The organism is Pseudomonas sp. 43mfcvi1.1 (assembly GCF_900115935.1).
Lineage (GTDB): Bacteria > Pseudomonadota > Gammaproteobacteria > Pseudomonadales > Pseudomonadaceae > Aquipseudomonas > Aquipseudomonas bijieensis.
Map to the genome: position 1 here is coordinate 261,159 of NZ_UETT01000004.1, position 23,012 is coordinate 284,170.

The following is a 23,012-nucleotide window of genomic DNA, read 5'->3' on the forward strand; positions in this document are numbered from 1 at the left end:
CCAGAAAAACCAAGGGGGGTAAGGATTGAACTCGCGCTCAACCCTCCTCATAGATGTAATGCAGATAGCTCACCTGCTCTGCCAGCGGCAGGCGGTGCAGCTTGGGGCAGGATTCGCAAAGTACCGGCGGTTGGCCTTCGACCGGTTCGTGCAGTTGGTAATGCAGGCAACAATGCCGGCGCAAGGGCAGGCATGGGCAAATCTGCGGTGCCGGTGATTCGACCATGCGTTGCAGGCCGCGCAACTTCAAGCGTCCGTTGTTGACCGTGACCGGTTCCAGCCACTGGTGTGCCTCGGCGAAGCCGTCCCTGGACAGGTCGGGGTCCATCCTGGCGAACGCCCCGTCCCAGATGGCGACGAAGTTGCCCCACAGTATCTTCGGAGCCAGGCCACCGGCAGCGGCCAGGGTGCCGAACAACGGCGCCAGGTGCTCGTGGACCAACCGAGACCAATACACTGCCCGGCCATCCGCACCCAAGGCCGACAGCCCGGCGGCCAGGCCCAACGCCGAAGGCTGGCCGTCGTCGTGCAACAGCACAGCGTCCTCGCCCCAGAACTCGATCGCGCAACCACGCGTCAGCACACAGGCCAAGGTGGCCGGCAGGACAATGCTCATGTAGTTCATCGACCACTGTGAAACCACGGCGGCGCGGTTCACCCCCGGGTAACGCAAGGCAAACCGGATCAGCAAGGGTTGCAGTACCGCAGGGTCGGCAAGCTGGCTCAACGCGATGCAAGGCTGATCGCCAGGTTCCTGCCGGATGACCCGCTGTATCGGCGGCCAGGCCTGGTGAAGCCATTCTGGAAATTCGATAACGGGGCTCCCGTGGCTTTCCCTAATTAATGCAAACGATTAGCATTGGCTGATCCTATCCTCCCTCCCCTGCAAACTCAACGTCGTTAGCGACCAGGCTCACCAAGACCACATGCACACACTTCGCAATTTCTGGCGTCTCGCGCGGCCTTTCTGGGCATCCGAGGAGAAATACCCGGCCCTGTTGCTGCTGTTCGCCACCGTGGCGATGACCCTGTGCCTGGTCGGCGTCAATATCCTCACCAACTTCTGGAACCTGCATTTCTATAACGCCTTGCAGGCCCTGGACTACCACGGTTTCATCGTGGGCAGCCTGCAGTTCATCCTCCTGCAGATCGGCATGGCCGCCTTTACCGTGGGCGCATTCCACTTCCAGCAGAAGCTGACCATCCGCTGGCGGCGCTGGGCGACCCGCAACATGCTCGATCAATGGCTGGGCAGCCAGCGCTACCAGAAGCTGAAGCTGACCGAGACCGACGTCGACAACCCCGACCAACGGATTGCCGAGGACATCGACCTGTTTATCGTCAAGTCGCTCAAGTTGAGCCTCGGGTTGTTGACGTCGGTGGTGTCGCTGTTTTCCTTCCTGCATATCCTCTGGCAGGCTTCCAGCCTCGTCAGCGTGCCGTTCAACGACCAGTCGGTGGTCATTCCGGGACTGCTGGTGTGGATCGCCCTGCTGTATGCGCTACTGGGCACCGGCCTGGCCTTCTGGCTGGGTCGCGCGCTGCCCAGCCTCAATTTCATGCAGCAGCGGCGTGAAGCGGACTTTCGTTTCTCGCTCATCCGCCTGCGGGAGAACGCTGATTCGGTGGCGCAATACCGGGGCGAAGTCGTGGAGAACGAACGCTTCAACCAACGCCTGGAGGCAGCGCTGGAGAACTTCTGGGCGCTGGTGAAGAAACAGAAGCTGATCATGGGCTACTCGACCTTCTACTTGCGCAGCGCGACGGTCATCCCGATGTTCATCATGGCGCCACAGTTCTTTGCCGGCGCCTTTCCCCTCGGCCGTCTGACACAGATAAGCGCGGCCTTTGGCGAAATACACGCGGCCATCGCCTACCTGGTGAGCGTGTTCCCGGAGCTGTCGGAATGGAAATCGGTGATCGACCGGCTGGTTGGCTTCCAGGAGCGCCTGGACAACGTCGAGGTCAAGTCCCAGGTCAGGCTCGAACAGCAGGCCAGCGGCCTCGACATCAAGGACCTGGACATCTGGCTACCGAACGGTCGGCCATTGTTCAAAGGCTTCAACCTTTCCCTCAAGCCCGGTGACAGCCTGATGATCAGTGCGCCGTCCGGCTACGGCAAATCGACACTGATCCGCACGATTACCGGGCTTTGGCATCACGCTCGCGGCTCAAGCGGCTACGACCGTGAGCGGGCCCTGACACTTTCGCAGAAACCCTACCTGCCGTTGGGCAGCCTGCGCGAAGCACTCTGGTACCCCAACCCACCCCGCCGCGAAGAGGATGGCGCGCTGCGCCAGATCATGGAGCAAGTCGGCCTGCAACACCTGGCCGAACAGTTGGAAGAGGAACGGGACTGGGCGCAAACCCTCAGCGTCGGCGAACAGCAACGCTGTGCGTTCGTCAGGGCCCTGCTGGCCCGTCCCACAGTGCTGTTTCTCGACGAAAGCAGCTCGGCGCTGGATGCGGCAAACGAAGCGCGCTGCTATCAGTTGCTCAAGCAGACGCTGCCGGACACGATCCTGATCAGCGTCGGGCACAGCGCCTCCCTGGAGCACTTCCATTGGCAAGTCCTTGAATTGCGGGACGAGGCGCAGTGGGTGCATCGAAGGGTCAAGCAAGCAGTGTGAGTCCGCCAGGACAAACGCTGAACCTCTTGTGGCGAGGGGATTTATCCCCTCGCCACAAAATCCTCCGTGCCCCAGTCAATCGAAACCCTCTTCGCACATTGGCATGCAGAGTTTGTGGTCTATAGTTGCTGACAGATCCAAGATTTCGCTCGGGCCCTCAGGAGCAACACCCCCTCGAGCCGTAACCGTGTCGGGCCCACCAGCCTTCGGTAGTGAACAATGCAGGGAGCACATCATGCCGATCCAGCGGCCTGAGACACTGAGGTTGGCCCCTGGCACTGTCCATCGCGCGCAGGCCGATGGCGCTACCGAATCCGGCGTGTTTCGGCGCGGCTTCGACCAGGCCAAGGAAGCCTACATTCTGTTCCCGTTGCTGGCTGCGCTTCTGTTGCTGGCCATCTGGATCGCGACACTGTATCTGATCAAGGTCGAACATATCCGCGCACAGCAGAGCGCGGCGACGGCAAGCCTGGAGATGGGCGCCACCTACGAAGCGCAAATGTTGCGCGCCATTCACGAAATCGATCAAACCCTCAAGCTGGTCAAGTACACCTACGAAGCCGAGGGTGAGCCTAATCCCCTGCGCCGCCTCCAGGAACGAGCCTTGCTGCCGCCGGCCTTGGTGTTTGACGTCAGCGTGGTCAATCCGGACGGCAGGCTCGTGGCAAGCAGCCGGGTCAACGACCGGGAAAACATCGCTGACCCGGATGAGCAGCAAACGCTGCGGCACAGCGACTCACTGTCCATCAGTCACCCATGGAAAAGCCCTGTCACCGGAGAATGGCGCTTGCGCTTCAGCCGGCGACTCAACGCGGCGGATGGCGGGCTTTCCGGGATCGCCAGGGTCGAGGTCGATGCCGCCTATTTCGTCAGCAGCTACGACGCCTCGAAACTCGGCGACCAGGGTGCGCTCGGACTCCTGGGCACCGACGGCATCTTTCGCGTGCGGCGCACCGGGGAAACGGTACTGGCCGGTGATACGGTCGATTACACCGCCGTGGTGCCGGACACTGAAAACACCGAGGCGGTGCTCTCGGTCAATGGCTGGGACGGGGTGCGGCGCTACACCAGTGCCCGTCAGCTCTATGACTTGCCGCTGGCGGTGATCGTGGGGTTGTCCGAGGAGGAACAATTGGCCGCGGTGAACCAGCAAGCGCGAACCTATCTCTGGCGCGCCGCGGGCGGCAGCCTGGTACTGGTGCTGTTGGTGGGCTTGCTCGCCCGGATGAGCTGGCAACTGGCACAAAGCCGTTTGCGCGCCGCCGAAGCCCAGACTCAACTGGCCGCGGCCGCACGCCAGGCCGGCATGGCCGAAATCGCCACCAACGTCCTGCACAACGTAGGTAATGTACTCAATAGCGTGAATATCTCCGCCGACCTGGTCACCCGCAAGCTGCGCACCAGCAAGGCCTTGGGGCTTGGCAAGGCGGTACAAATGATGAACGAGCATGCCGAGGACCTTGGGGATTTCATCTCCCACGACGAAAAAGGCAAGCTTCTGCCCAGCTACCTGAACCAACTGGTGGACGCGCTGGCGCTCGAACAACAGAGCATGACCGAAGAACTCGGCCAACTGAGCAAAAGCGTTGATCACATCAAGGAGATCGTCGCCGCCCAGCAATCATATGCAGGCACCTCCAGCCTTGCCGAAACCGTGCAGATAAAGGAACTGATCGAGGATGCCCTGCGCATGAACGCCGGCATCATCGCGGCGCATCGAATCACCGTGGTGCGCAACCTGACCGAAACACCCTTGCTGCAACTGGACAAGCACCGGGTGCTGCTGATCCTGATCAACCTGATAAAGAACGCCAGCAGGGCCATGGATGACCGGCCGGAGTCTGCCCCTCAAATCATCCTCCAGAGCGAGATCCCCCAAGAAGACACCCTGGTGATCAAGGTCATCGACAACGGCGAAGGCATCGCGCCCGAGAACCTGACACGGATCTTTGCCCATGGCTTTACCACGCGCAAGGACGGCCATGGCTTTGGTCTGCACAGCTGCGCCCTGGCAGCCATGGAAATGGGCGGTTCGCTGGAGGCCCATAGCGATGGCCCGGGAACAGGGGCGACCTTTACGCTCAAATTGACGATCTAGACGCTTCGCTGCGTGGTAGTGCGCAGTTTCAGCCAACGTTTCAAGGAACAGACTAATGGTCATCCACGCAACGAGGTCACCTTGAGCCCATGGTGAACAAGCCCAACGCAATGGCCCTGGTAGTCGTGACGCTGTACGCCAGCGGCGCCAGTGCTGACGCGGCCGATATGTTCTCGCTGAGCAGTTTCGGCACGGTGGGGATCGTCCATTCCAGCGAGAAAAGAGCCGATTTCACCTCCAGTATCTTCAAGCCCAATGGCGCAGGGCATTCGCGCAACTGGAGCGCCGACGTCGACAGCCTGATCGGTGCCCAACTGACCGCCACCGTCACCCCGCAGCTTTCGGCCGTGGTGCAGGTCATTTCCGAGCAGCGTTACGACAACAGCTACCGGCCCTTCGTCGAGTGGGCCAACATCAAGTACCAGTTCACACCGGATTTCAACGCCCGCATTGGCCGTACCGTGCTGCCGACGTTCCTGGTGTCCGACACGCGCAAAGTGGGCTACACCCTGCCCTGGGTGCGGGCGCCCATGGAGGTCTACAGCTTGATGCCGATCTCCAGCAGCGACGGCATCGATGGCAGCTACCGGTTTCGTGTCGATGAAATCACCAACACCGTGCAGGCTCACTACGGCCAGACCGACAGCCGCCAGCCCGACGGGGCCGGCAAGGCGCTGACGAGAAATTTCTGGGGGATCACCAACACCACCGAGCTCGACGCCCTCACCGCGCGCATCACCTACATGAAAGCCGACTTGACCCTGGAGCAGTTCAACTCGCTCTTCGATACGTTCAGGGAGTTCGGTCCGGAAGGCATCGCCATCGCCGATCGCTACGACTCCGATGACACCCCCGTCGACTTTTTCGGCGTGGGCGCCAGCTACGATCCGGGCGACTGGTTCGTCATGAGTGAATGGGGCCGTCTCGACAGCCGCTCCGGCCTGGGCAGGACCAGCGCCTGGTACATCAGCGGCGGGTACCGCATCGAAGCGTTCACCCCCTATGTCACCTACGCGCGCTCCAAGACCGAAACAGAAGTCTCCAGCCCGGGCCTGACACTATCGGCCTTGCCACCGGTCCTGGCGGGCACTGCCGCCGAGCTCAACGGTGCCCTCAACACCGTCCTGGGCTCGAACGAAGGGCAGCAGACCCTATCCCTTGGCGTGCGCTGGGACTTCACCAAGAACATGGACGCCAAAGTGCAATTCGATCACACACGCTTCAAGGGCAACTCGGTCGGTCCGTTGATCAATCCCCAACCGGACTTCACGTCGGGGGGCTCGCTCAACGTCATCAGCCTAGCTGTTGATTTTGTCTTCTGATGGAGCAGGCCATGTGGGTTGTGAGACGCATCGGAATCGCTGTGGCGGGGCTCGCCCTGTGCGCCGCCAGCGCTGCCGTCAAGGCCGACGTGGTGGTGGTCGTCGCTACGTCGAGCCCAGTGAAGACGCTCGCGCGCAATCAGGTGGCGGATATTTTTCTGGGCAAGACCAGTCGTTTTCCCGGCGGTGGACAGGCGACTCCCATTGACCAGACAGAAGACTCACCGACCCGAGATGAGTTCTACACAACGTTCACCGGCAAGTCCGCGTCCCAGCTCAAGGCCCATTGGTCAAAGATCATCTTTACCGGTCGGGGCCAACCGCCGCAGGCGGTTTCAAGCAGCGCAGAAGTCAAGAAACGTGTTGCCGAGAATCCCGACACCATTGGCTATATCGACGCTCGGGAGGTGGACGGCAGCGTCAGGGCACTGCCGATCGAGGCGCAATGAGCATCATCGTGGCTCAAGCTGTCGAGCCTCTTGCCTATCCCGGCTGTGCTTGTAGCAACATCGTGAACTGATCGGCGGGCACCGGCCGGTTAAAGTAAAAACCCTGAAATTCGTCGCAGGCATTTTCCCGTAGGAAATCGGCCTGTTCCTTGGTTTCCACACCTTGGGCAACCACGGTCAAACTGAGGGTTCTACCCATTGCGATAATGGCCTCGGTCAAGGCTTTGTCTTCCGACACACTGGTGACATCACAGATGAATGAGCGATCGATCTTGATGGAGTCGAGCGGAAATTGCTTGAGGGCAGAGAGCGAAGAATAGCCGATACCGAAATCATCAATGGCGATCCGGATCCTCAGGTGCTTAAGTCCGGTCAACACACTCAACGCTCTTTTGACATCCTGCATGAGCAGGCTTTCGGCGATTTCGAGCTCCAGCAGACTGGCCTCCATACCGGTTTCAGCCAGTATCGCAGCGAGGTCCGTGAGTAAATTCTCATCGGCGAACTGGCGCGCAGTCAGGTTCACGGCCATCCCCAAATGCGGCAGGCCTTGTTGTTGCCAGGCAACGTTTTGCAGGCAAGCGGTCTTGAGTACCCATTTGCCGATCGGCACGATTAAACCGGTCTCTTCGGCAATCGGAATGAACTGCATCGGCGCGACGATGCCCAGGTCGGGGTGATCCCAGCGCAAGAGCGCTTCCATGCCGGTGATCTGGCCGCTGCGAATATCTCGCTTGGCCTGATAGTGCAGCTGGAACTCCTGGCGCTCCAGGGCATGGCGCAAGCTCAGTTCCAGTGTCAGTCGTTCCAGTGAATCCGCGTTCAGCTTCTCGGAATAGAATTGGAAATTGTTCTTGCCTTGTTGCTTGGCCTGATACATCGCGATATCGGCATTTTTCTTGAGTGTCTGCTCATCCAGGCCATCCTGCGGAAAGACACTGATACCGATACTGGCGGTCACACGGAACTCATGGTCCTGGAGGTTAAAAGGCCGGGCAATGGTGGACAGGACTTTCTGGGCGGTGATCGCCACGTATTTGTCCTCGGACAGCTCTGGCAGCAATATCACGAATTCGTCGCCGCCCAGTCGGGCGACGGTATCGCTGGCGCGCAGACAGGCCGTGATTCGCTGTGCGACTTCTTGCAGCAACTGGTCGCCGGCATCATGCCCAAGCGTGTCATTGATGTGCTTGAAACGGTCGAGGTCAAGGAAAAGCACCGCCAGTTGCCGATGATAACGGCTTGCCTCGCTGATACTCTGACTCAACATCTTACTGAACAGACTGCGATTGGGCAGCGACGTCAAGCCGTCGTGATAAGCGAGGTACTCGACGCGTTCGGCGTAGGCTATTTTCGCTTCGGCGGCTCGCAAACGGCTTTGCACCAGTTGCCAGCTCATCCGGCTCAACAGACTCACCAACAATACCAGCAACAGGCTTGCTCCCGCCGCCCTCCACAGATAGGTGTGTGCTTGTCGATTCACCGCCGACAGTTGCTCCTCCTCGGATAACCCGACAATGATCGCCAGCGGATAATCGTAGAGTTGGCGGGCACTGGTGTAGCGCCGTACGCCGTCCCATCCATTGATCGCGAGCACCGCCTCGGTGGTTTCATTGTCCGGCACCACTGCCGTGTAGTCGACCGCGTCACCGGCCAATACCACCTCCCCGGTGCGCCATACCCGGAAGATGCCATCGGTTCCGAGGAGCCCGAGTGTGCCCTGATTGCCGAGTTTCGAGGCATCGTAGCTACTGACGAAATAAGCCGCATCGACTTCGACCATCGCGATCCCGGAGAACGCGCCGTCCGCCGAATTGAGCCGCCGACTGAAGCGCAGCTTCCATTCCCCCGTTACAGGATTTTTCCAGGGGCGACTGATCGACAATACATTGTCACGCCTCAACGTTTGCAGCTCATCCTGAGCGACCCTGCTTCCAGCCTCGCTCGGCTGCGTACTCGCGACGACCATGCCGTCAGCATCAACCACGCTGACGTCAAACAGGAAAGGCGGCGGCAACAACGCCCGCGCCTTGAGTTTGGGCAGCGGGTTTTGTTCCCCTTCGGACTCGTAGGTGTATTTGACGAGCTTGAGGGTCTGATCGATTTCACGCACGGCCCGCAGAATTTGCGCTTCGTACGTGGCCGCGATTTCCACACTCGCCGCGGCGGCGCTCTGCTGCGCGCGCACCTGTTCGACCTTGATCAGGTACAAGGTGGCCGCCCAGATGCTCAGCAACAGGAAAACCGCCAGCAGCGGAAATAAAATGTAAATTTCTTTGGCTTGGTCAAACCCGCGCCGAAACAGGCTGTTCGTGGTAACTGAAACAGAGTTTGCAGAATGGGCAATATCAGTGGCCGACCTCAGTATATTCGACCGTTGGACCGGCATGGTGTGCTCCCTGCATCGCTTCACTGCTGACGGCTTGCGGGAATCCGACGCGGTTACGGCTCAAGGAGTCAATTGCTCCTGGTCGGCCACACGAAAGGATTCCGGGTCTGGTGAAAACTATAGACTACAAACTGCGTCTGTCAGGGCCAGGGCTTACTAGGGGCCAGAGCGCTATTTTCAAGCAATCGCATCAATGTGATGTTGGCGGTTATCAGGCTCCCCCCAAGGAGCCCCCTGCTGCCAGGATTTTATTGTCGGGTTGAATGGCCACAGCCCATTTTTTGGTTTCGTAACCTTGAAAGCTGAAGCATTGACGCCCGCCGTGAGAATTTTTCCATCACTGAGTAATTTCGATGAGCCGCCAAAGAGGCTTTGGTCGAGCGTGAAAAATGCCCTCCCCTCATGACCAAAGCCCGGGTCAAGACCCCCAGCTACGTGAGTTGTCTTTGCGTAGCCATATCCATTTCTCTTTTAAAGTAAGGATGGGGCTACAGATATAGGGTGAAAGCCTCTCGCCTCACTACTGTCAGAGATGACAGTAGTGACAAGCGGCGTGTCCTCAGGCCGTCTCTTCCTGCACCAGCCGCTTGAGCAGGGCTTTGGCAGCAGCTTCGGATGAAGCCGGATTCTGACCCGTGATCAAATGCCCATCCTCGACCACATAGCTCGCCCAGTCGGCAGCCTTGGAATACTCGCCGCCTTTGGCTTTGAGCATGTCCTCCACCAGAAACGGCACCACGTGCGTCAACCCCACGGCCTCCTCCTCGGAGTTGGTGAACCCGGTCACCTTCTTGCCTTTCACCACAGGCTGGCCATCCGGGGCTTGAACGTTCTTGAACACGCCAGGGGCATGGCAAACGGCGGCCACAGGTTTATTCGCGGCATAAAAGGCTTCGATGAGGGTCTTCGAATCCGTGTCCTCGGCCAGGTCCCAGAGCGGCCCATGACCTCCAGGGTAAAACACCGCATCGAAGTCGTAGGGGTCAATCTCACCCAGCGGCACCGTACTGGCCAGTACCGCTTGGGCCTTCGGATCGCTGCGAAAACGGCGTGTAGCCTCAGTCTGGGCGTCCTCTTCATCGCTTTTGGGGTCCAGCGGCGGCTGTCCGCCCTTGGGAGAGGCAAGCGTGACGGTTGCCTTGGCGTCGACAAACACGTAATAGGGAGCAGCGAATTCTTCCAGCCAAAACCCGGTTTTCTTGCCGGTATCGCCCAACTGATCGTGGGATGTAAGGACCATTAGAATGTTCATATGAGCCTGTCCTCCAAGTGTTGACGGGCAGCGAGATCGCCACCCTGCACTACTTTCAGAGGTCGCCCGGGAGCAGACGTTCAGTGGGCGTCGCGATGCCCCTTCCAACTGGCCGGTCCCGATGAACTTTCCGGGACTCTCGTTTTACCAGCCTCGGGAGCTTGCCGGCACGCCATCCAGTTCACCAGTTGCATGCCACCGGGGCGCAATTCGATCCGGGCAACCGGTTTCGGAAGGAGCTTTGGGACGAGTACTACGGGGCCGGGCAAACCGCGTAACAACCCATCCGGGCGGCCTGCCGGGTGTTTTTCTTGGTAAATCCTGTGCATTCGCGGGTCTTTGCTACCCTATGGTATGACGCATGCAAGCGTTTCCCTGATATCCAACTCCAAAAAGAGTGCATTTGTGTCAGTGATTCCCCTAGTGGTGTGTGACGACTCCAACATGGCCCGTAAACAGGTCCTACGTGCTCTGCCCGCGGACTGGCCGGTGTCCGTTACCGAGGCCGTCAATGGTCGCCAGGCCATGGACGCGATACGCCAGGGCCTGGGCCAGGTGGTACTGCTCGATCTGACCATGCCGGAGATGGACGGTTATCAGGTGTTGAGCGCCTTGCGCGACGAAGGGTTGAAGGCGCAAGTCATCGTGATCTCCGGTGACGTCCAGGATGAAGCGGTACGCCGCGTGCTCGAGCTAGGCGCGCTGGCGTTCCTGAAAAAGCCTTTCGACGAAAACGAACTGCGCCAGACCCTCACCCGGGTGGGACTGTTGACCCAACCCGGCAAGGTGCCGCTGCAGAATCGTTCGGCACCGGACGCGGCCATCAGTTTTCACGACGTGTTCCGCGAGACCGTCAACGTTGCCATTGGCCAGGCAGCCGCCCTGATCGCCAAGGTCTTGGGCGTCTTTGTGCAACTGCCGGTGCCCAATGTGAACATTCTCGAAGTCGGTGAGCTGCATATGGCGTTGAACGATGCCAGCAGCTCACAGCAACTCACGGCTATCTGCCAGGGTTTTATTGGCAGTGGCATCGCGGGTGAAGCCCTGCTGATGTTTCACGACTCGGAAATCGCCGACATCGCACACCTGATGCAACGCCAGAGCAGCGACTATTCCGACCTGGAAATGCTGCTGGACCTTTCCAGCGTCCTGATCGGAGCTTGCCTGACCAGCATTGCCGATCAGATCGATGTGGGATTCTCTCAAGGTCACCCACAGATTCTCGGCCAACACGCGGCGATCGATGAGCTGATCCGAGTCAACCGCAAGCGCTGGAAAAAAACCCTGGCAGTGGAAATCAGCTACAGCCTGGAAGGGCACGATATTCGTTTCGACCTATTGCTGCTGTTCACGGAGGACTCCATCGAACGGTTGACCCACAAACTCGCCTATCTGATGAACTGAGCCATGAACGATTCCATTGATCTGAACGAGTTTCACTGGTTGCTTGCCGTGGTTCAGAGCATCGATGTCGGTGTGGTGGTGCTCGACCGCGACTACCGCGTGCAGGTCTGGAACACCTTCATGGAGAACCGCTCCGGGGTGCAGCCAAAGGATGCCCACAATCAGCTTATCTTCAGCCTGTTCCCTGAAATCGATCGCCAATGGTTCAGCCGCAAAGTGGAAAGCGTCGCGACCCTCGGCACGCCAGCCTTCACCGTCTGGGAGCAGCGGCCGTATCTGGTGCGGTTCGAGAACTATCAGCCGATCACCGGCAATGAAGAATTCATGTACCAGAACACCACGCTGTTACCGCTGCGCTCGCCCGACAACAACATCAAGCATATCTGCCTGGTGATCTATGACGTCACCGATGTCGCCACCAACCGGCATCAGTTGCAAGCCGCCAATGCGCAACTGCAACAGCTCTCCAGTACCGATCGCCTGACGGGCCTGTACAACCGCGGCCATTGGGAGGAAAGCCTCAGGGCCGCCTATGCCCGGCACCAGCGCTATGGCAATGCGTTGAGCCTGGTGATGCTCGATATCGACCACTTCAAGCGGGTCAACGACACCTACGGTCACCAGGCCGGCGACAAAGTCATCGAGCAGGTCGCCAGGCTGCTGCGCGAGCACGCGCGCGACTCCGATGTGGTCGGGCGGTATGGCGGTGAAGAGTTTGGCGTGGTGCTTTCGGATACCGACAGCACCGGTGCGCAAACTTTCGCCGAACGCATGCGTCACTCCGTAGAGGCGCTGGAGGTGGTGTACAACGACCAGCGCATCCGTTTCACCATCAGCCTGGGGGTGGCCGACCTGAGCCAACCCTCGAACAGCCACGCCGACCTGATCGCCTGGGCGGACCAGGCGCTGTATACGTCGAAGAAGACCGGGCGTAACCGGGTGACGGTGTACGAGCAGGTTTAGCCTGCGGAGATTGGTTCAATGAGCACATTTAACGCAGTCTCGGATTCCGTGCAGGCCCTGATATTGGAACGCAACGGCTGGGTACCCAACAACCCGCGCCTGCCCGTGCTCGTCTACCCCGGCGCCATCGCCGTTCGGGACGGCGATGCGGCGGCGTTGATCGAAGAGACTTTTCGCGCCAATGGCTGGCCCCCGCAATGGCGTTACGGGATTTACAACTATCACCACTACCATACCGAAGGCCATGAAGTGCTGGGCGTCGCCAGTGGCCAGGCGCGCTTGATGATTGGCGGTCCGCAGGGACATGTCCTCGAGGTGAAAGCCGGTGACGTATTGCTGCTCCCCGCCGGTACAGGCCACTGCAACCTGCACGCCAGCGAGGATTTCCTGGTGGTCGGCGCCTACCCTCCCGGTCAACAGGCCGACATCTGCCGTGAAGCACCGAGCGAAGCCCAACTGGCGAAGATCGCCAGCCTGCCATTTCCCGACAGGGATCCGGTGCAGGGGCGCGAGGGAGCTGTCGTCCGGTATTGGACAAGCCGGCGATAGCACCCAGGCGGCGCTACCAGACCCTGTCCAAAAGTACCTTCGCCGCACTGAACGACCGCTAGTCCCACGGCCCGTCATCTCTCTGAACTTCCGTCCGGAATCGCCCCTCTGCCCTTTACCCACTATCGAGAGAGGCAGGACGTCATGAGAGCACTCACCTATCACGGTGCCCACAGTGTGAAAGTCGATACGGTCGCCGACCCCATCCTGGTGGACAGCGACGACATCATTCTGCGCGTTACCGCAACGGCGATTTGCGGTTCCGACCTGCACCTCTATCGCGGGAAAATTCCCGCCGTCGAGCACGGCGATATCTTCGGACATGAGTTCATGGGCATCGTCGAGGAAACGGGTTCAGCGGTGACCGCGGTGCAACCCGGCGACCGTGTGGTGATTCCGTTCGTGATCGCCTGCGGCAGCTGTTTTTTCTGCCAGATGGATCTGTTCGCCGCGTGTGAAACCACCAACACCGGGCGTGGCGCGATCCTGAACAAGAAGGCCATTGCACCGGGCGCGGCGCTTTTCGGTTTCAGCCATCTGTACGGCGGCATACCGGGCGGCCAAGCCGAGTACGTACGTGTTCCAAAGGCCAACACCGGGCCGTTCAAGGTACCGGGGGCCCTGTCGGACGAAAAGGTCCTGTTCCTCTCGGACATCTTGCCGACTGCGTTTCAAGCGGTCACCAACACCGGGATCGGCAAGGGTTCGAGTATCGCGATCTACGGCGCCGGGCCCGTCGGTCTGTTGAGTGCCGCTTGCGCGCGGATGCTGGGCGCCGACCAGATCTTCATGGTCGATCATCATCCCTATCGCCTGGCCTACGCGCAGCAAACCTACGGCGTGATTCCGATCAACTTCGATGAAGACGACGACCCTGCCGACACGATCATTCGTCAGACCAGAGGCATGCGCGGCGTGGACGGTGTGGTCGATGCGGTGGGCTTCGAGGCCAAGGGCAGCACCACCGAAACGGTACTGGCCACGCTCAAGCTCGAAGGCAGCAGCGGCAAGGCGCTGCGCCAATGCATTGCTGCAGTCAGGCGCGGCGGCGTGGTGAGCGTGCCGGGGGTGTATGCCGGCTTCATCCACGGCTTCCTGTTTGGCGATGCGTTCGACAAAGGCCTGACCTTCAAGATGGGCCAGACCCACGTGCAGCGTTATCTGCCCGAACTGCTTGGCCATATCGAGACCGGGCGCTTGTCCCCTGAGGTGATCATCAGCCACCGGATGTCGCTGGAGCAGGCCGCCGAGGGCTACAAGCTTTTCGACAAGAAGCAGGAGGATTGCAGGAAGGTCATTTTGACGCCGGGCAGCCCGCACGTGGCGTTGCCGGAGGGTGATGTTCCGAATGGTGCGATGGCGCTGACTTGAGACTTGGCGGGTTCATTGTGGTGAGGGGAACTCAAGGGCTGCTGCGCAGCCCGGCGGGAGCAAGCTCCCTCGCCACGGTGTTCAGTCTACGGCCTGGTGGTGAGAGGGGTTGCGCCATACTTGCCCATCAGTTTCAGCGTCACCCCGTTGGTCCAGCCAAAGCCGTCCTGCAACTCATATTCGCCGCCTCCTCCGCCATCGCCACGCCCGGATAAATCGTATTTCTCTACCAGCTTGTTCTCCTTGCGGTAGAGGTTCTGGACCTGCTGCAAAAAACCACTGCCAATCTGCTGCGCCAGTGCCGTTTGCTGGTAGCGGTCGAGCCCCTCCACCGCCACCCATTGCAGCGGTGCCCAGCCGTTGGGCTCATCCCACTGCTGGCCATTGCTGACCTGGGTGGTGGCGATGCCGCCGGGGCGCAGCAGGCCTTCGCGTACCGCATCGGCGGTGCGATTGGCGTGCTCGCCGGACGCCAGCCCCGAGTACAGCGGGAAAAGCGTCGCGGCCGTGAGCTGTTGGCGTTGTTGGTTGCGTTGCCAGTCGTAGTCCACATAGAAGCCCTTGTCGGCATTCCACAAGTGCTTCTCGATGGCACGCTGGCGCAGCTCGGCGCGCCGACCGTAAACCTGGACGCAGGGGCTGTTCTGCACCGTCTCGCAGGCTTTGGCGATGGTTTTTTCGAGATGATAGATCAGGCTATTGAGGTCCACAGGCACGATGGCCGTGGTGCGTATGCTCGCCAGGTCCTGGCTATCGTCCAACCAGCGGGAACTGAAATCCCAACCGCTTTCGGCACCGGCACGCAGGTCACGCCAGACCTCTTCCCTGGGCCGGTGCGGCGCTCGCTCGGCGGTGCTGACATCTTGCAACCAGGACTCCTGTCGAGGCGTCGCGCTGGTATCCCAATAGCGGTTGAGCACACTGCCATCGGCGAGTTTGACCACGTGTTGCGCGGCCGCGCCCGGCTTGAGCGCCTGGGCGCCCTCCATCCAGTAGGCATACTCTTTCTGCAACTGTGGCAGGTATCGCCCATAGGCCTGATCGCCTTCGATACGTGCCTGCAACTCCACCATATAGGCAAAGAATGGCGGCTGCGACCGGCTCAGGTAGTAGGTGCGATTGCCATTGGGGATATGGCCGTAGGTGTCGATCATGTAGGCGAAATTGTCGGTCATCTGGCGAACCCGGGCTCTCTCACCGCTTTGCTCGAGCCCCAGCATGGTGAAGTAGGAATCCCAGTAGTACATCTCGCGAAAGCGCCCGCCCGGCACCACATAGGGTTGCGGCAACGGCAGCAAACTGCTGTATTGCGGCACCTGGCTGTAGCTGCGGCTCAACACCGGCCAGAGGTTGTCGATGTGTTCTTCGATCGAAGCGCCAGGTTTCGATGCCGGGCTTTGCGCCTCGCCGGATTCGATGAAATTGTCTTGCACGAAAGTTTTCAGATCAAAGCCATCGCTGCCCCGGCGAGCCAGGTAATCGGCGCGGATTTTCGCAGGATCACGCTTGGGCAGCGCATCCACGAAGTGTTTCTGGTCAGTGAAAAGCTGCCCGCGTTGCACCGCTTCGAACAGCTCAGGGTAGGCCTGGTCGGGCGGCAGATTGGCTCGCCCCTGGGCATCTTCATAACTCCATGTCGCGGCCGGTTGGCTTGAGCAAGCCGCGCAGAGCAACGCGGCGAAGGACAGGCTGGTGAAATCCATAGGTCGCATAGACAGCTCCATCATGTTGTCGATCCTGACAAACGACTGACATGAAGGAATGGCCTGGGTTCATAAAAAGCCCTCCTACTTGAAGGCCTCTGGATATAACGCTCGCGCCTGCTGCTCAGAAATAATATCGGCATAACGCTCCGACTGCTCCCAGAAGGCTGCGCACGATGAACATCGATGCAGACGGGAATGGAGAACGATGCTCATGGCAAGTTCAGGGGGATGCTGGCCGGACTCCCATAGCGCCCGGCAAACCGGGCAACCTTTTTTCTGCCATTGTGTGCTCATCAAAACTCCCCGCAGCAATCCACCCGCTATTCGGCCCCGAAACGTTTTCCGGTCCACTGTTGCCTTTTTCCCCATCAGCCTGGCGATGGTAATAGAGAAGCTGGGGCCCCCCTCGTAAATTTCATATTGGTCTGTCCAATTAGAAAAACAACAAATTGGTCTTGCCAATATTTTCCTCGGCGTGTAGTTTTTGGGCGAAGCTCGTCCGAACGGGTCACGGCCCGTCTACAACAAAAAAGAGCTCCGGTCGCGGCAACCGGGCGCTCGCAACCCTCCTGCGCGTGTAGGCACCCGTTGTCTGCGCGCCAGCCAAGGAGCATCGACATGTTGACCGTCATCTGTAACGAACCCGGCTCGCTAAGCAGCATCGAACGTGACAAACCGGCCAGGAATCCAGGAGAGGTGCTCATCCGGGTCAAGCGCGTCGGGGTCTGTGGCACCGACCTGCATATATTCACCGGCAATCAGCCCTACCTCGAATACCCACGTGTCATGGGTCATGAGTTTTCCGGGGTTGTAGAAGAGCCGGACAGCGCCAGCGACCTCGCCATCGGTGATGTTGTCTACGTGATGCCCTACCTTTCCTGCGGAACCTGCATCGCCTGCCGCCAGGGCAAGACCAACTGCTGCACCCGTATTCAAGTGTTGGGGGTTCATTGCGATGGGGCTTTCACTGAGTACCTGAGTGTTCCCCACCAATTCGTACACAAGGCCGTGGGGGTTACCCTCGATCAGGCGGCGATGATCGAGTTCCTGTCCATCGGCGCTCATGCTGTGCGGCGCTCAAATGTCCAGGCGAGTAAACGCGCACTGGTGGTCGGCACCGGGCCGATCGGCATGGCGGCGGCGATCTTCGCCAGCCTGCGCGGGGCGCAAGTCACTGTCCTGGATACCCGTGAAGATCGTCTTGCGTTTTGTAAGCAACACTTGGATATCCACGCTGCCGTGCAAATCGGCGAAGGTGACAAGCAGGCCCTGGCCGAACTGACAGAGGGCGATTTTTTCGACGTGGTGTTCGATGCCACGGGCAATGCCCGGGCCATGGAGCGCGGGTTCGAGTTCATCGCCCACGGCGGCACCTACGTGATGATTTCGGTGGTACGGGACTCCATCACCTTTTCCGACCCGGAGTTTCACAAGCGTGAAGCCACGCTGATGGGCAGTCGCAACGCCACCCAGGAAGACTTCCGGCACGTGGAAGAATGCTTGCGCAACGGATTGATCCCGGACGCCGCCCTGAACACCCATCGACTGACACTCAGCGACGTCGCCCATTCGTTCAGCACCTTGCTCGACCCCAAGCAGGGTGTCGTCAAAGCAATCATCGAGTGCTAGGAGGAAGACGCACCATGAACCCGCCGTCTTCTTTGCTTGTTTTAACCCCCGGTGATGATGTTGCCGTAGCTCGAGGCGATATTGCCGAAGGGCAACAGCTGAACGCCGACGGCGTCGCGCTGGTCGCCCGGCAGCCGATTCCGTCCGGCCACAAGATCGCCCTGCGCCGGGCGCTGGCAGGCCAACGAGTACTCAAGTATGGCCAGACCATCGGCCAGGCGACACAGGACATCGAGCCTGGCGATCATGTCCACGTGCACAACCTGGACATGCCCACGACCAATGCCGAACAGAGCGTGCAGAACGTTTATATACCCACCGTGCTCAACGGTGAGCCGGCGACGTTCGAGGGTTTCGTGCGCGATGATGGGCGCGTTGGTACCCGCAACTACATCGGGGTTGTTTCCAGCGTCAACTGCTCGGCAACCGTGTGCAAACACATCGCCAATGCCTTCTCTGCCGAGCGCCTGAAAGACTTTCCCAACGTCGATGGCGTCGTGGCAATTACCCATGGCAGCGGCTGTGGCATGGGGGCCACGGGTGAAGGCATCGATATCCTCAAGCGTACCTTGCGCGGCTATGCCGATCACCCCAACTTCGCTGGCGTGCTGTTGATCGGCTTGGGTTGCGAGGTCAACCAACTCACCCCCTTGATGGATGAACTCGGCGATCGCTCAGCGCTGCTGAAGGCCAGCCTGATCATTCAGGACGCTGGCGGTACTCGCGAAGCCGTGCAGCGTGGCATCGCCCATATCGAGCAGATGCTGCCGATCATCAACGACTTCCAACGTACTGCCGTGGCGGCCAGCCACCTGAAGGTCGGTCTGCAGTGCGGCGGCTCGGATGGTTACTCGGGGATTACCGCCAATCCGGCACTCGGCGCCGCTGTCGACCTGCTGGTGCGCAATGGCGGCACCGCCATTCTGTCGGAAACGCCGGAAATCTATGGCGCCGAACACCTGCTGACAGCCCGCGCCGCCTCCGCTGATATCTCGGCAAAATTGATGGCGCGGATCCATTGGTGGGAAGCCTACGTACGCCACAACGACGGTGACATGAACAACAATCCCTCGCCTGGCAACAAGGCCGGAGGCATCACCACCATCCTGGAGAAATCCCTGGGTGCCGTGGCGAAGGCCGGCGCCAGCGGACTGATGGGCGTTTACCAATACGCTGAAACGGTGGATGCCCGAGGCCTGGTGTTCATGGACACGCCCGGCTACGACCCGGTGTCTGCGACCGGCCAGGTGGCGGGCGGCGCGAACCTGATCTGCTTCACCACGGGCCGCGGTTCGACCTACGGGTGCAAGCCCACACCATCCTTGAAAATCGCCACCAACACCCGCCTGTTCCAACGCATGGAGCTGGACATGGATTTCAACGCCGGAGGCATTGTCGATGGCCTGGAGTCGGTGGCCGAGGCCGGTGAACGGTTGTTCCAATTGATGCTCGATACCGCTTCCGGACGCCGCACCTGCAGTGAAGAAAACGGCTTGGGCGACAATGAGTTTGTGCCTTGGCAGATTGGCGCGGTGATGTGATTGCCGCACCACCGCGCCCACATGAATGAACAGCATCAAGCGCCTATGGTAGCCTTCGCAGACTATCTGATGGACACCGTTGCCATGGTCTCACCGATCAACGCCGCTGAGCGAAAGCCGTACCAGAAAATCGCTGACCAACTGCGAAACTACATCGTCCAGGAGGACTTCAAGGCAGGCTCCAGGCTTCCTCCCGAACGCGATTTGACTCAACTGCTGGGGGTTTCCCGGCCTTCGCTGCGCGAGGCACTCATCGCCCTGGAAATCGAGGGCGACATTGAAATCAAGATGGGCTCGGGCGTGTACGTGCGCACCCGGTCCATGGACGGGAAAAACAAGGGCGAAACCTTGGGCGAGAGCCCGTCGGAATTGATGCAGGCGCGCGCCTTGATCGAAGGCGAGTCGGTGGTCCTGGCCTGTTTGCACGGCAAAAAAAGCGACTACCGCTATCTGCAGGAATGTATCGACGCCATGCGCGCCAGCATCGCCAACGGCCAGCCCCCTCTGGAGGACGACCGCAGGTTTCATCAGCGCCTGGCCAAAATGAGCGGTAACTCTGCTTTGGTCCGGATCATCACCGCGCTGTTTGATGAACGACATAACCCTATTTCGGCACACCTGAGCAAGCACTCCGAGAACGCGTTGACCTGGGAAGCCGCCGTCATCGAGCATGAGGCGATCCTGCACGCCGTCGCCAACAAGGATGTGCTCGGTGCTCAAACCTCCATGCGCCAGCATCTGAGCCGCTCGGAGAACCGTTGGTTGCAGGCGCTGGGGCCGGAAGACATGAGCGATTAGACCGGCGGTGGATGGGCGTTGATGTGGATCACTCAAACTCACTCAACTGCACACCGAACCTGTGGCGAGGGGATTTATCCCCGTTGGGCTGCGCAGCAGTCCCCAAGCCAGTCACTGCGGTGTGTCAGGCTGATCGCATTCAATCCTTGGGGCTGCTTCGCAACCCAACGGGGATAAATCCCCTCGCCACAAAAGCCCTCGGTAACTGACGCATCGCCACAGGCTTTTTGGCCTGACAGATTTCCCCTGTTTATTTTCAAGCCTCAGCCCAACTGTTTCCGCACGGCCAGTTCCACACCACGGATTTCCGCCAGGCCTTTGAGGCGACCGATCAGCGAGTAGCCGGGATTGCTTTTGCGGTGCTGGTCATCGAGCAGTTGATGCCCATGGTCCGGTCGTAGCGGCAAGCGCGGGCCACCTTCGCGCTCACGCCTGCGCTCTTCGGCCACCAAGGCACTGATGACCCCGACCATGTCGACGTCGCCACCCAGGTGATGGGCTTCGTGAAAGCTGCGTGGGTCGGCCTCCCGGCGGGTTGAGCGCAGGTGGGTGAAGTAGATGAACGGCGCAAACTGCTTGGCCATCGCCACCAGGTCGTTGTCTTCGCGCACACCATAGGAACCGGTGCAGAACGTCAGGCCATTGGCCGGACTCGGGGCGGCATCCAACAACCATTGGGCATCTTCAGCGGTGGAGAGGATGCGTGGCAGCCCCAGCAGCGCCCGAGGTGGATCGTCCGGATGGATCGCCATGCGTACCCCCACTTCCTCCGCCACCGGGATCACCGCACGCAGAAAATACCCCAGGTGTTCACGCAACTTGGCCTCGTCGATGTTGGCGTAGGTGCGCAGCAAGTCACGAAAATTGTCCAGGCTGTAGTGTTCCTCGGCGCCGGGCAAACCAGCAATCAGGGTGTTGACCAGGGTTTCGCGTCGGGCTGGCGTCAGTTGTTCGAAGTAGACCTTGGCCTGCTGGATATCCTCGGCGCTGTATTCAGCCTGCGCCCCCGGGCGCTGGAGGATGAACAGGTCGAAGGCGGCAAACGCGGTTTGATCGAAACGCAGCGCCCAGCCACCATCCGCCAGCTCATAGGTCAGGTCGGTGCGAGTCCAGTCCAATACCGGCATGAAGTTGTAGCACACGATATCGATGCCGCAGCTCGCCAGGTTGCGCACGCTTTGCTGGTAGTTGGCAATGTACTCGTCACGCCGCCCGCAGCCACGCTTGATGTCCTCGTGCACCGGAATGCTTTCCACCACTGACCAGCTCAAACCGGCCGCTTCGATCATCGCTTTACGAGCCGCGATAGCCTCCACCGGCCACACCTGGCCATTAGGGATTTCGTGCAATGCGGTGACGATGCCGGTCGCACCGGTTTGGCGAACGTCCGCCAGGGAGATCGGGTCTTTGGGGCCAAACCAACGCCATGTCTGTTCCATGTTGTTCTCCTTTTTGTTAGTTGGGTGCGGCAAAGGTCTGCAAAAGGCTGCCGATGCCGTCGCGGGTCAGCGCGGTATAAGCACGGTGCACGGCCTCGCGAAACGCCGGACGCTCCGACAACGCGGCCGGGAAGACTTCGTTCAAATCGAGAAAGGCCTCCACCAACGATGCGCCGTCGAAGCGACCCGCCAGATCGGCAAAAGTCGCACTCAAAGGGTCATCAATCACGTGCATCGGATGACCAGGCAAAGGTCGTGTGCAGTAATGAATCCATGCCGCGATGCCCAGCGCGGTACAGCCGATACCTCGCCCCTGGTCGAGCAATTGCCGGGCGCCGAGCAACCAGCGTTGCGGCAGCTTCTGCGAACCGTCCATGGCGATCTGGCGCAGGCGATGTTGCAGGCTGTCATTGGCAAAGCGCGCCTTCAGATCGCGGGCATACAGCGAAAGATCGATGCCCGCCGGCATGTCCAGGGTGGGCGCCGCTTCCTCAGCCATGTAACGCTCGAAGAGCCGTGCCAGATTCGCGTCACTGACGGCGTCGAACACCGACTCATGGCCGGCCAGCAACCCCACGTAGGCCAGCAACGAATGGCTGCCATTGAGCATGCGCAGCTTCATCGTTTCAAACGGGCGCACGTCTTCCACCATCTGCACGCCTTCCACTTCCCAGTCCGGACGGCCCAGGGGGAAGTGATCCTCGATCACCCATTGGCTGAAGCTTTCACAGACCACTGCCGCCGGGTCGTGACAGTCCAATTGTTCCAGCCGTCGAAAGGACTCGCCGTCCATCGCGGGCACAATGCGATCGACCATGCAGCTGGGAAACGCCACCTGTTGGTCGATCCACTGCGCCAGCGCCTCATCCTGCCTCGTCGCCAACGCGCTGACCGCCTGGCGGGTGCGTTGACCGTTGTCGGGCATGTTGTCGCAGCACAACACGGTGAATGGCGGGATGCCGGCGGTACGACGGCGACGCAGGGCCTCAAGGACAATGCCAGGCGCTGAGCGCGGCGCTTGCGGATGAGCGATGTCATGGGCAATCAGCGGATCTTCGCTGCGCAACTGCCCGGAGGATGGGCTCAGGCAGTAGCCTTTTTCGGTGACGGTGAGCGTGACGATCCGCGTTTGCGGCGCAGCCATCCGCTGTAATAGCAACTCCAGGTCGTGGCCGCCCTCGCCCACATACAAGGCCTGGCGCAAGACCGCGATCTCGCGCAGGGTCACCTGCTCGCGGTCGCGGTACTCGGCAACGTGGTAGCGACCGTCCTGCTCGCGCAATTGATCGACCAAGGTGCGATTGGAGCGCAGGTTGGCGCTGCACAGCCCCCAGTCGCTTTCACCATGACGGTTGAGATGGCGTTGCAGGTAGACCGCCTGGTGGGCGCGATGAAACGCGCCCAAGCCCAGATGCACGATACCGATCTGCGCTGCTGCGCCAGTGGAAAGCACTCGTTTCACAACAGGCATC

The 23,012-nt window shown here is 60.2% G+C and carries 17 protein-coding genes; 11 read left to right on the forward strand and 6 right to left on the reverse strand.

The features are described 5' to 3' along the window. Nucleotides 1-37: 37 nt before the first annotated feature. Nucleotides 38-727, reverse strand: coding sequence for a siderophore-iron reductase FhuF (gene fhuF / locus DTP52_RS09805; protein WP_109753171.1), 690 nt, complete (start codon nt 725-727; stop codon nt 38-40). A gap of 199 nt (nt 728-926) precedes the next feature. On the opposite strand from fhuF, the gene DTP52_RS09810 reads away from it, so the two are divergent. The 4 genes from DTP52_RS09810 to DTP52_RS09825 all read left to right on the forward strand — a co-directional run bounded on the left by DTP52_RS09810 (nt 927) and on the right by DTP52_RS09825 (nt 6,499). Next, nucleotides 927-2,630, forward strand: coding sequence for an ABC transporter ATP-binding protein/permease (locus DTP52_RS09810; protein WP_109753172.1), 1,704 nt, complete (start codon nt 927-929; stop codon nt 2,628-2,630). A 235-nt stretch (nt 2,631-2,865) separates the two neighbouring features. Beyond that, entirely contained in the window at nt 2,866-4,728 is a 1,863-nt protein-coding gene (locus tag DTP52_RS09815; protein WP_109753173.1) for an ATP-binding protein, read from the forward strand. 89 nt (nt 4,729-4,817) lie between these two features. Beyond that, the gene (locus DTP52_RS09820; RefSeq protein WP_109753174.1) at nt 4,818-6,050 is read left to right on the forward strand and encodes a porin; all 1,233 of its coding nucleotides are present in this window, start codon (nt 4,818-4,820) and stop codon (nt 6,048-6,050) included. Nucleotides 6,051-6,061: 11 nt separating this feature from the next. Beyond that, on the forward strand, nt 6,062-6,499 hold the full coding sequence (locus DTP52_RS09825; protein WP_109753175.1) for a substrate-binding domain-containing protein: 438 nt from the start codon (nt 6,062-6,064) through the stop codon (nt 6,497-6,499). A gap of 34 nt (nt 6,500-6,533) precedes the next feature. Here DTP52_RS09825 and DTP52_RS09830 read toward each other — a convergent pair whose 3' ends face one another. Continuing rightward, complete coding sequence (locus DTP52_RS09830) at nt 6,534-8,888, reverse strand: bifunctional diguanylate cyclase/phosphodiesterase (protein WP_109753176.1); 2,355 nt, start codon at nt 8,886-8,888, stop codon at nt 6,534-6,536. A 559-nt stretch (nt 8,889-9,447) separates the two neighbouring features. Next, nucleotides 9,448-10,140 (reverse strand): type 1 glutamine amidotransferase domain-containing protein, encoded by a 693-nt coding sequence (locus tag DTP52_RS09835; protein ID WP_109753177.1) that lies wholly within the window; start codon nt 10,138-10,140, stop codon nt 9,448-9,450. A 405-nt stretch (nt 10,141-10,545) separates the two neighbouring features. On the opposite strand from DTP52_RS09835, the gene DTP52_RS09840 reads away from it, so the two are divergent. The 4 genes from DTP52_RS09840 (at nt 10,546) to DTP52_RS09855 (ending at nt 14,427) form a co-directional block, all read left to right on the forward strand. Beyond that, complete coding sequence (locus DTP52_RS09840) at nt 10,546-11,544, forward strand: response regulator (RefSeq protein ID WP_256594249.1); 999 nt, start codon at nt 10,546-10,548, stop codon at nt 11,542-11,544. A gap of 3 nt (nt 11,545-11,547) precedes the next feature. Further along, entirely contained in the window at nt 11,548-12,507 is a 960-nt protein-coding gene (locus DTP52_RS09845) for a diguanylate cyclase (protein ID WP_109753179.1), read from the forward strand. An 18-nt stretch (nt 12,508-12,525) separates the two neighbouring features. Continuing rightward, on the forward strand, nt 12,526-13,056 hold the full coding sequence (locus tag DTP52_RS09850; RefSeq protein WP_109753180.1) for a cupin domain-containing protein: 531 nt from the start codon (nt 12,526-12,528) through the stop codon (nt 13,054-13,056). A 144-nt stretch (nt 13,057-13,200) separates the two neighbouring features. After that, entirely contained in the window at nt 13,201-14,427 is a 1,227-nt protein-coding gene (locus DTP52_RS09855; protein ID WP_109753181.1) for a zinc-dependent alcohol dehydrogenase, read from the forward strand. Nucleotides 14,428-14,513: 86 nt separating this feature from the next. Here the strand turns inward: DTP52_RS09855 and treA are convergent, their stop codons facing one another. After that, nucleotides 14,514-16,139, reverse strand: coding sequence for an alpha,alpha-trehalase TreA (gene treA, locus DTP52_RS09860; protein WP_109753182.1), 1,626 nt, complete (start codon nt 16,137-16,139; stop codon nt 14,514-14,516). Nucleotides 16,140-16,751: 612 nt separating this feature from the next. On the opposite strand from treA, the gene DTP52_RS09865 reads away from it, so the two are divergent. From DTP52_RS09865 to DTP52_RS09875, 3 genes are all read left to right on the forward strand, one after another. Further along, the gene (locus tag DTP52_RS09865) at nt 16,752-17,762 is read left to right on the forward strand and encodes a zinc-binding alcohol dehydrogenase family protein (protein WP_109753183.1); all 1,011 of its coding nucleotides are present in this window, start codon (nt 16,752-16,754) and stop codon (nt 17,760-17,762) included. A 14-nt stretch (nt 17,763-17,776) separates the two neighbouring features. Continuing rightward, on the forward strand, nt 17,777-19,303 hold the full coding sequence (locus DTP52_RS09870) for a UxaA family hydrolase (protein ID WP_109753184.1): 1,527 nt from the start codon (nt 17,777-17,779) through the stop codon (nt 19,301-19,303). Nucleotides 19,304-19,387: 84 nt separating this feature from the next. Further along, nucleotides 19,388-20,101, forward strand: a complete 714-nt coding sequence (locus DTP52_RS09875) for a FadR/GntR family transcriptional regulator (protein ID WP_109753384.1) — start codon at nt 19,388-19,390, stop codon at nt 20,099-20,101. 263 nt (nt 20,102-20,364) lie between these two features. Here DTP52_RS09875 and uxuA read toward each other — a convergent pair whose 3' ends face one another. Together uxuA and DTP52_RS09885 are read right to left on the reverse strand one after the other, a co-directional pair. Continuing rightward, on the reverse strand, nt 20,365-21,540 hold the full coding sequence (gene uxuA, locus DTP52_RS09880) for a mannonate dehydratase (protein ID WP_109753185.1): 1,176 nt from the start codon (nt 21,538-21,540) through the stop codon (nt 20,365-20,367). Nucleotides 21,541-21,556: 16 nt separating this feature from the next. Next, nucleotides 21,557-23,011 (reverse strand): mannitol dehydrogenase family protein, encoded by a 1,455-nt coding sequence (locus DTP52_RS09885; protein ID WP_109753186.1) that lies wholly within the window; start codon nt 23,009-23,011, stop codon nt 21,557-21,559. Between the last annotated feature and the right edge of the window lies 1 nt (nt 23,012).